This window comes from Desulforhabdus sp. TSK (assembly GCF_022836495.1).
Classification (GTDB): Bacteria; Desulfobacterota; Syntrophobacteria; order Syntrophobacterales; family Syntrophobacteraceae; genus Desulforhabdus.
The window spans coordinates 146,331-154,550 of record NZ_BQXM01000006.1 but is presented as its reverse complement, the minus strand read 5'-3'; the positions used below and the strand labels follow the sequence as shown (position 1 = coordinate 154,550).

Sequence of the window (8,220 nt, the reverse complement as noted above, 5' to 3'; positions counted from 1 at the left end):
ACCGTGGCACTTCTGGATGAGAGCCAGCAGCATTTGACCAAGAATGTCAGCCTTACGGCTGAAGATGGCCGAAGAGATGTCCAAGATCTTGTACATGGAGAGTCCTTTGAGAATTTCTTCGAGCTGCTTGCTCAAGAGTGCAACGCACCGAGCTGTCCAATCCTCCTGCTCCTCCAGACGGGCATCGAACATGGGAAGAACCTGAGCTGCCATACCGACCTCCTTTGCAGAATGGTTGTTCCCATGTTTATTTATTCTAAATTTTCGGTTCTGTCCTGCACTATTTTACAGTTGGTAGCCGTTGCTCGTCGATCGTACGAAAAGCAGCGGCCACTTCTTCAACCCTCAGCCCTTAAAAAACAGGGAATGCGCCCCGTCAAACTCACCATCGCCCACGAGAACGACTTTGGCGCCTTTTGGAATTAGAGGGTGCACCTGCTGGAGGATTTTGATGTGTTCCGCTTCGGGAAGGTGCCCTTTTTTCCCTTTGACCACCAGCCAGGCAATTGGCAATGCTCGTTGTTTGTAGACTACGGAAACCACAAGTGCCATACAACCCCGGCCAACCGTGCTCCCATCCATGGCCAACACCAGGGTCTCCCTGGACAGGCATGAGAGGAGAGCTTTTGCGAAAGGCAGAAAGTAAGTTTCCAAATCGAATTTCTTGTTTTTCATGAGACGGTGAAGCCGTTTTTCGTTGCTTGCAGGCAGTGCGTTGCCCGGCATTTCATCGGCAATGTGGGAAAGATGGCAATCCTTATTTCGTATGATGCCGCAAACGAGAGCAGCTGTGAGATTGAGTATCCTGCCACCATTACCGGACTCTTGGGCTGAGCAGATTACAGTCAATGCTCGGCGAACAGCGGTGAACATTTTTTGCTATCAGACATCACAGACTCCTTTCTCTCATCAATTTCAAGAGTTTTAGTCTAAGATACTGATTTTACAGGAGGCTGTCCAGCGAAAAATGTGTCCGGTAGCAAAATCAATATAACAAATGCTTACAAACGTATGATATGGGAATCAATAAATTTTTATTAGCACAACAAATATCCGAAAGAATAACACGTCAAATGGAAAAATTTATATTATTTAATGATGGGAAGATTCATAGAATATTTTGAATCTTCCCTATCAACAACCCATTAAACATAGGGCGTCCAAAAAAGATCTGAATCGCCCAGATTCTTTACCCGTTTTTTGGTCTCCCGGATTTTCCGGGAAAATGGCCGCCAGAGCTTGACTTGGGAGGTTTCGCCGGGTCCAAAAACCGGGCAACGGCCGAAAGCCGATTTGGACGCCCTACATTAAACATCAGCATAACTATAAATAAAAGTTACAAACCTAATTCTTGTGCAAGTGTACCACGATAGTGCCAATATAATGTTTTCTTATCATTTGCTAGTGTATTAGCTACCATATAGAAAACATTTGCTTTCTTACCAGTTCCTATTGCAAGCAAAGGTTGCTTACCATTCTTATCTTTTGCCGTTGTCATTACTGTTACTTGAAATGCAGTATTACTGGATTTAGAAAAAGTCACAAAGCGTGTAGCAGCATCTAAAGTATAGATATTTAATGTATCCTGACCTCCTATCAGTGGCATAGTATTTTGTAAGGCGTAATAGTTCGAAATATTCGTTGTGGCCATATGCGATGCAGGCAACACCAAACCTGTAAACCTAGCTTTTGTAACATATCGTTGATAGTAAGGTATGGCTACCGCCGCCAGGATGCCGATGATGGCCACGACGATCATCAATTCCACCAGGGTAAAACCTTTGCTTTCGCGCATTTTCACTAACATGTCCTGTTCCTCCTTTTAGAATATTGAGACTCTGCATTTTGATTGTGTCTGAACTCTTTTCTCTGTTTCCTTGCCCTCCCTTCATGCATGATTTGAGCAAGATGCTACCCCCATGTTGTGGACTGAACGTCACTCTGGTGAAGACCAGGGTCCAAGGCGTTTGGGTTGGCCTAGGTTCCGGCTTTTGCCGGAGTTACGTCCTTAACTTTAGTCAGCATCATTGGGCGCTCATCTCCGCCAAGACCGTAATCATCCTTCCATTCTTTGAAATACATTCTCAAAGCAACGATTATGCCGCTTAGCACTCCGGCGAGAGGGTGTCAAAAATCCGACTCCCGGCAGGGCTCTGCATTCTTGGAAGCGGGTCATGGATTGTAGGATGGACGGACTGGCGTTCCTGAACGACACGATGCTTGGTGCCGGGAAGGTACTGCGGCGTTGTATATTCCAAACGGATGAGATACTGACTTCTTGCTGATCCCGCAGGAGCGGCTTCCAGCTGCGAGTGCACCACCCGGTTCCCAATAGAATCGCGACTGTAAGCCCCTCGTACAAATGCCAGGATTAAACCCGTTCGCAGTATAGATGATGAGACTTCCGGCTTGGCGGTAGGATGGATGGGGGTGTCGATTGGTTGCGAAAGGGCGGAGATGTCCCCATCAGTTTGGTCGTTATGTTTTGATTTACCCTACCCCGCTCACAAATTATTTTTGAAAGTTTGTATTTTCCTGGATTCCTGCGTTCGCCTGAATGACGTTCCGGGGGGTGAGCCAGCACCATCGAATTGGCTCAAATCTGTTCAGTGGCTCGGTGGCTCCGCACGGGAGGGCTTCTCGGTGTCCCTGGATGCTGTCAAGAATCCATCATGTTCTGTTGGCTTTTTGAAGTTTGGGCGGTCGAAAGAACTATCCGGGATGTTTTTTGTGACAAAAAATGTCACGACGCGGGCAGAATGTGTCACCGGGTCTGGAAGGTCTTGGCGTCTTCGTTTGAAGTGGGACTGAGGGGGGATTTGGGGTGGCGGTGACACCCCCCTGCCCCCCTTCTATGGGGGGAATCGCAGAACCGGCCGGTCATTCCCGGACAACCGGCGCCCTGCCCCTCTCAAAGAGGGGAATCGAACTCTCCCATAGACCGGAAGTTGCGCCACCCTGTATTAGGAGCTTAAACCCTGCAAAGGAGCTTTGTGCTGAAGATCCCAAGCTCGCCGCCATTTTTCTATAAGAACGGCTTCTAAAGGAACGGCTTCCAGTCGTGACAGAAACCGGCACCCGTACACCTTGTCGCGGCAGGATGCCGCTCCTACAAAGAAATGCGGGTAAGGGGTGCGTATAGGCATTCGTTCTTGCTAACAGCTCATTACTAACAGCTGAAAGGCCACTCCGACCGGGCGACGACAATCTGTCTGCGGGGGCCGGATTCCATCGGTGCAACGGGCTCATTTTCATACGAAAATGGCTGCAATCTTGCAACCCACATCGCCCATCTCAACCCGTTGCAGAACAATTTGCGGCACTTCAGTTTCAACCATACAATAGCTCTCGAGGATACGGAGGAATTTCTATCCATGCGACTCTCAGCAAACCGACGGCGCCTGTCCCTTTACCTTGTGGCGATCCTTCTCGTGCTCAGTTTGACGTCGACCGCCCAGGTCCCGGCCAGTCCAGCCGAGGCACCCAAAGACGCACCCAAAGAGGCGCTCAACGAGACGACCATCGCACGAGTCGGCCATCCGGGAGAGACGTTGCAGGTCGCTCCTGCAGCCCCTCCGGTTCCATCCAGCGCTTCCACCGAACCGACACCCCCTCCCCCTCCACCTATCGTTGTACCCGATGGGTCCAGGCACTCCGACTCCGTGCGGGGTCAGGTCACGGCAGCCCTCCGGCAGGAGTATTTCACCTACGAGCCCAGAGATATGGTGGACCCCTTCGTCTCCTTCATCGCTCCCGTGGAGGCTTCGCCCGCCGCGCTTCCTGAGGAAGACGAGCCATCTCTCCCCCCTGTCCTGCAGAAGCCCCTCACTCCCCTGCAGAAGATGAGTCTTTCAGAAATAGAAAAGGGACTCAAGGCCATTACCTGGGGAGACCTTGGTCGCAAGGCCATCATTGAAGATGCTGCGGGAAAGGGCTACATTGTCTGTGTCGGAACACCGGCGGGAGACAAGCGGGGGGTCATCACGGAAATTTTCAACGATGGAATGGTGATCCAGCAGGAGACCTGGGACAAGAAGCTGAAGCGGATCGTGCCTCAGAATTCGCTGGTGAAGCTCAAGAAAGAGAAAGACAAGTAGATGCTCGCAAGGAAACCTTGTTTGATCCATTTGTGAACGAGCACTTCAAATACCCCCTTTACTCCATGGCGGTGAAAATCACCATGATTTTCTTCGGGTAAGATGCTATTCATAATAACAAATCAGATGACCGTGCGAGGCATGTTATGGGAAAAGTTGTCCGATCCAGAGAAAAAATGCGGAACCACAGCAACCGACTTCGCGCCGCCGGGTTACGTCCCCTGCTGGTGTGGGTTCCGGATTCGAGGCTGCCCGGATTTGCCGAAGAAGCCCGACGCCAGTCCTTGCTGGTGAGTCGCAGTGCCGCAGAAAACGAGGCACTTGATTTCATCGAAGCAGCCGCAGATACGGATGGTTGGCAATGAAACGAGGGGATATCGTTTTGGCTGTCGCCGCAGGTGATTATGGAAAGCCACGCCCCGTGGTGATTGTGCAATCGGATCTTTTCAATGAGACACACTCAAGTCTTGTGGTGTGTCTCATGACGAGCGACTTACAGGATGCTCCTCTCTTTCGAATAACTGTTCAACCATTGGAGCAAAACGGACTGCAGGTTCCCTCCCAAATCATGGTCGATAAGATCATGGCGCTGAGACGCGATAAAGTGCGCACCCAAATCGGCACGCTGGACGGAGAAACAATGGTTCGCCTCAATCGTTCTCTCATGCTTTTCTTGGGGCTTGCATAGCCGCACATTAAATTCTGCAGTCGATTCACTTCCCCCTGATAAGCGAAATGAGCAGCATGACGGCCCCCACGCTGATGGCGCTGTCGGCGACATTGAAAGCGGGCCAGTGGTACGCCCCGACATAGACGTCCAGAAAATCCACCACCGATCCCAGGCGGACGCGGTCCACCAGGTTTCCCAAAGCCCCTCCCACGATGAGCGCATACCCCCAGCGGTTCCATACGTCGTCGCTCTTGAGCTTGCGATAGGCCAAGAGAATCATGACCACGATGAGGATAGTGACGGCCACGAAGAAGGCTTGGCGCCAGAAGGAAGGAGCGCCCGCCAGGATGCTGAAAGCCGCCCCCGTGTTGCGGGCGTGGACGAGATTGAAGAATCCCGGGATGATTTCCTTGACGGTGTGGAGGGGGAAATAGACCAGGACCAGGGCTTTGGTCGCCTGGTCCAGGGCGACGACAAGGGCGACAACCAGGGTTAGGAACGTCATGAATGAAAGACCTTTTAATGGGTACGCTGAGGACGCTGATGTTCCGCTGACAAACGCTGATAAAACTTTTCTTGAATTTTAAAAAATCAGCGTCCTCAGCGCTCCGTCTGCGTCCTCAGCGTCCCGCTTTTACTGTCCGGCGACGACAGGGTGGCAGCGGTGGCAGATGACGGGATGGTCAAGGAACCGGCCGACGCTCTCATCCCGCACCCAGCAGCGCTCGCATTTTTCGCCCAGTGCGGGCTCTACCTGAATCAGCAATCCAGCCGTTTCCACGCCCTTCACGGGGGCAGGGAGCTCCGACGCCGTCACAAAACTGACCTGGGACACAATGAAAATCGACCGGAGGAGCTCTTCCTGTCCGGCAAAACCTTCCTGCAAGGCCTCGGGCAGAGCGAGCTTCACCCACGCATCCAGGGGATGGCCGATGGTCTTGGCCTGGCGAGCGCCTTCCAGGGTGCGCGTCACGTCGCTTCGCAGAGACAGGATCGTCTGCCAGCGCGCGTTCAGGGCCTCATCCTGGAATGCGGGATTTACCTCGGGAAAGCTTTCCAGGTGAACGGTCTCGCTCGTCCGGTGGGGCAGATAGGTCCAGGCTTCATCCGCCGTGAACGAGAGGATGGGCGCCATCAGTTTGAGCAGGGATGTCAAAATCTCGTGGAGGGCCGTCTGGGCTGACCGGCGCGCCGGGCTCGCCGTGCCGGTGGTGTAAAGGCGGTCTTTCAAAATATCCAGGTACAGAGCGCTCAGATCCACAACGCAGTAGTTGTGGAGGGCATGATAGACGCGGTGGAACTCGAACCTCTCGTAAGCCGTGCGGACCCTCTGGAGCAGGTCCTGCAGCTGTCCGAGAGCAAACCGGTCCAGCTCCTCCATTTGACCGTACGGAACGGCGTCCCGGGCCGGGTCGAAGTCATTGAGGTTGCCCAGCAGGAAGCGGCAGGTGTTCCGGATGCGCCGATAGGCTTCACTCAAACGCTTGAGGATGTCCTGGGAGATGCGAATGTCGTCCCGGTAGTCCTCCCCCGAGACCCACAGGCGCAGGATTTCCGCACCGTACTGGCGAATGATTTCTTCAGGGGCGATGACGTTGCCGAGAGACTTGGACATTTTGTAGCCCTGGCCGTCCACCACGAACCCGTGGGTGAGGACACTCCGGTAGGGGGCCACATCCCGGGTACCCACCGCCTCCAGGAGGGAGGAATGGAACCAGCCCCGATGCTGGTCGCTCCCCTCCAGGTACAGGTCCGCAGGTGCATCGAGATACGGACGGCCTTCCAGCACGGCGGCGTAGGATGCGCCCGAATCGAACCAGACGTCCAGGATGTCCATCTCCTTCTTGAAGCGGGATTTCCCGCACCCGGGGCAGGCGGCTCCCGGCGGCAGGAGCTCTTCCGTGGGCCGCGCAAACCAGCAGTCAGCCCCTTCCTTTTCGAAGAGCGCCGTCACATGGTCGAAGACTTCCCGGGAAGCCAGCAACTCCCCACATTCCTCGCAGGTGAAAACCGTGATGGGGACTCCCCAGGACCTCTGCCGCGAGATGCACCAGTCGGGGCGGTTGGCGATCATGTTATGGATGCGGTCGCGCCCCCACCCGGGGATCCACTCGACCCGGTCGATCCAGTCGAGGGCCTTTCGCCGCAGGTCGTTTTTTTCCATGGAAATGAACCACTGTTCGGTGGCGCGGAAAATAACGGGCTTCTTGCAGCGCCAGCAGTGGGGATAGCTGTGGGTGATCCCCTTCTGGAGCACGAGCCTCCCCACTTCCTTCAATGTGGCAATGACCGCCTCGTTGGCATCGAAGACGAACTGTCCTTCGAAAAGGGGCACCTCCGCCGTGAAGCGGCCTCGGTCATCGACGGGCGAGAGCACCTCCAGCCCATACTGCAGGGCCATATCGTAATCTTCGCGCCCATGGCCCGGAGCGGTGTGAACACAGCCGGTACCGGCTTCCAACGTGACATGGGCTCCCAGAACGAGGACCGAATCCCGATCCAGGAAGGGATGCCGGCACTTGAGGCCCTCCAGGTCGGACGCCCGGAAGGTGCGCACGATCCGGTAATCCGCGATGCCGAAGCTCTGCATGCAGCCTTCCACCAGCCCCTCGGCCATGATCCAGATTTCACCCCCCTGCGCAGCCACCGCCGCATACGTGAAATCGGGATGGAGGGCAATCGCCAGGTTGGCGGGCAGGGTCCAGGGGGTGGTGGTCCAAATGAGAACGGAAACCGCTTTTCCTGCCAATTCAGGGAATCCCGCACCGCTTTCGGCCGAAAGAGGGAATTTCACATAGATGGAAGGCGAGGAGTGATCGTGGTATTCGACCTCCGCTTCGGCCAGCGCCGTCGTGCAGCTGGAGCACCAGTAGATGGGCTTCTTGCTCCGAATGACGCCTCCGCGGTCAAAAAAACGCCCCAGCTCCCGGGCAATGGCCGCTTCGTAATCATAGGACATGGTAAGGTAAGGGTTTTCCCATTCCCCCAGGCCTCCCAGCCGCTTGAATTCCTGCCGCTGGATGTCGATGAAGCGCTCGGCGTACCTGCGGCAGTGCTGCCGGATTTCGACCTTCGTCATGGTCTTTTTGCGCGGCCCCAGCTCCTTGTCCACATTGTGCTCGATGGGCAGGCCGTGGCAATCCCACCCGGGAACGTAGGGAGCGTCGAAGCCGCTCATCTGGCGGGACTTGATGATCATGTCCTTGAGAATTTTATTGAGGGCCGTGCCCAGGTGGATGTGCCCGTTGGCGTAAGGGGGACCGTCATGGAGAATGTAGGTGGGGCGTCCCTTGCTCTGCTCTCTCAGCTGGTGGTAGAGCCGCATTTCCTCCCATTTGGCCAGAATTTCGGGTTCGCGTTTGGAGAGATTCGCTTTCATGGGAAAGGCGGTCTGAGGCAGATTGAGCGTATTCTTATAGTCCATGGTTCATTCCCCTTACATAAAAAAAGGCG

The 8,220-nt window shown here is 54.6% G+C and carries 8 protein-coding genes; 3 read left to right on the top strand and 5 right to left on the bottom strand.

Translation table 11 applies throughout. The annotated features are described in order from the left end of the window. The 3 genes from MWC30_RS05770 to MWC30_RS22650 all read right to left on the bottom strand — a co-directional run. Positions 1-213, bottom strand: a 213-nt coding sequence (locus MWC30_RS05770; RefSeq protein WP_244083205.1) for a hypothetical protein, incomplete at its 3' end; no start/stop codon positions are given. Between the two features lie 132 nt (positions 214-345). Then, positions 346-675, bottom strand: a complete 330-nt coding sequence (locus MWC30_RS05765) for a hypothetical protein (RefSeq protein WP_244083204.1) — start codon at positions 673-675, stop codon at positions 346-348. Positions 676-1,336: 661 nt separating this feature from the next. Then, positions 1,337-1,807, bottom strand: a complete 471-nt coding sequence (locus MWC30_RS22650) for a pilin (protein ID WP_269467777.1) — start codon at positions 1,805-1,807, stop codon at positions 1,337-1,339. Between the two features lie 1,567 nt (positions 1,808-3,374). Here MWC30_RS22650 and MWC30_RS05755 point away from each other — a divergent pair. The 3 genes from MWC30_RS05755 to MWC30_RS05750 all read left to right on the top strand — a co-directional run bounded on the left by MWC30_RS05755 (position 3,375) and on the right by MWC30_RS05750 (position 4,785). Then, a complete protein-coding gene (locus MWC30_RS05755; protein WP_244083203.1) occupies positions 3,375-4,097 on the top strand; it encodes a hypothetical protein in 723 nt (240 codons plus the stop codon). Positions 4,098-4,243: 146 nt separating this feature from the next. Then, complete coding sequence (locus MWC30_RS22885) at positions 4,244-4,462, top strand: antitoxin MazE family protein (protein WP_368860807.1); 219 nt, start codon at positions 4,244-4,246, stop codon at positions 4,460-4,462. Further along, complete coding sequence (locus MWC30_RS05750; protein ID WP_244083202.1) at positions 4,459-4,785, top strand: type II toxin-antitoxin system PemK/MazF family toxin; 327 nt, start codon at positions 4,459-4,461, stop codon at positions 4,783-4,785. Before MWC30_RS22885 ends, MWC30_RS05750 begins: the two co-directional genes overlap by 4 nt. 25 nt (positions 4,786-4,810) lie before the next feature. Here the strand turns inward: MWC30_RS05750 and lspA are convergent, their stop codons facing one another. Both lspA and ileS read right to left on the bottom strand, forming a co-directional pair. Continuing rightward, entirely contained in the window at positions 4,811-5,272 is a 462-nt protein-coding gene (gene lspA, locus MWC30_RS05745; protein WP_244083201.1) for a signal peptidase II, read from the bottom strand. Positions 5,273-5,401: 129 nt separating this feature from the next. Continuing rightward, the gene (ileS, locus tag MWC30_RS05740; RefSeq protein WP_244083200.1) at positions 5,402-8,191 is read right to left on the bottom strand and encodes an isoleucine--tRNA ligase; all 2,790 of its coding nucleotides are present in this window, start codon (positions 8,189-8,191) and stop codon (positions 5,402-5,404) included. Between the last annotated feature and the right edge of the window lie 29 nt (positions 8,192-8,220).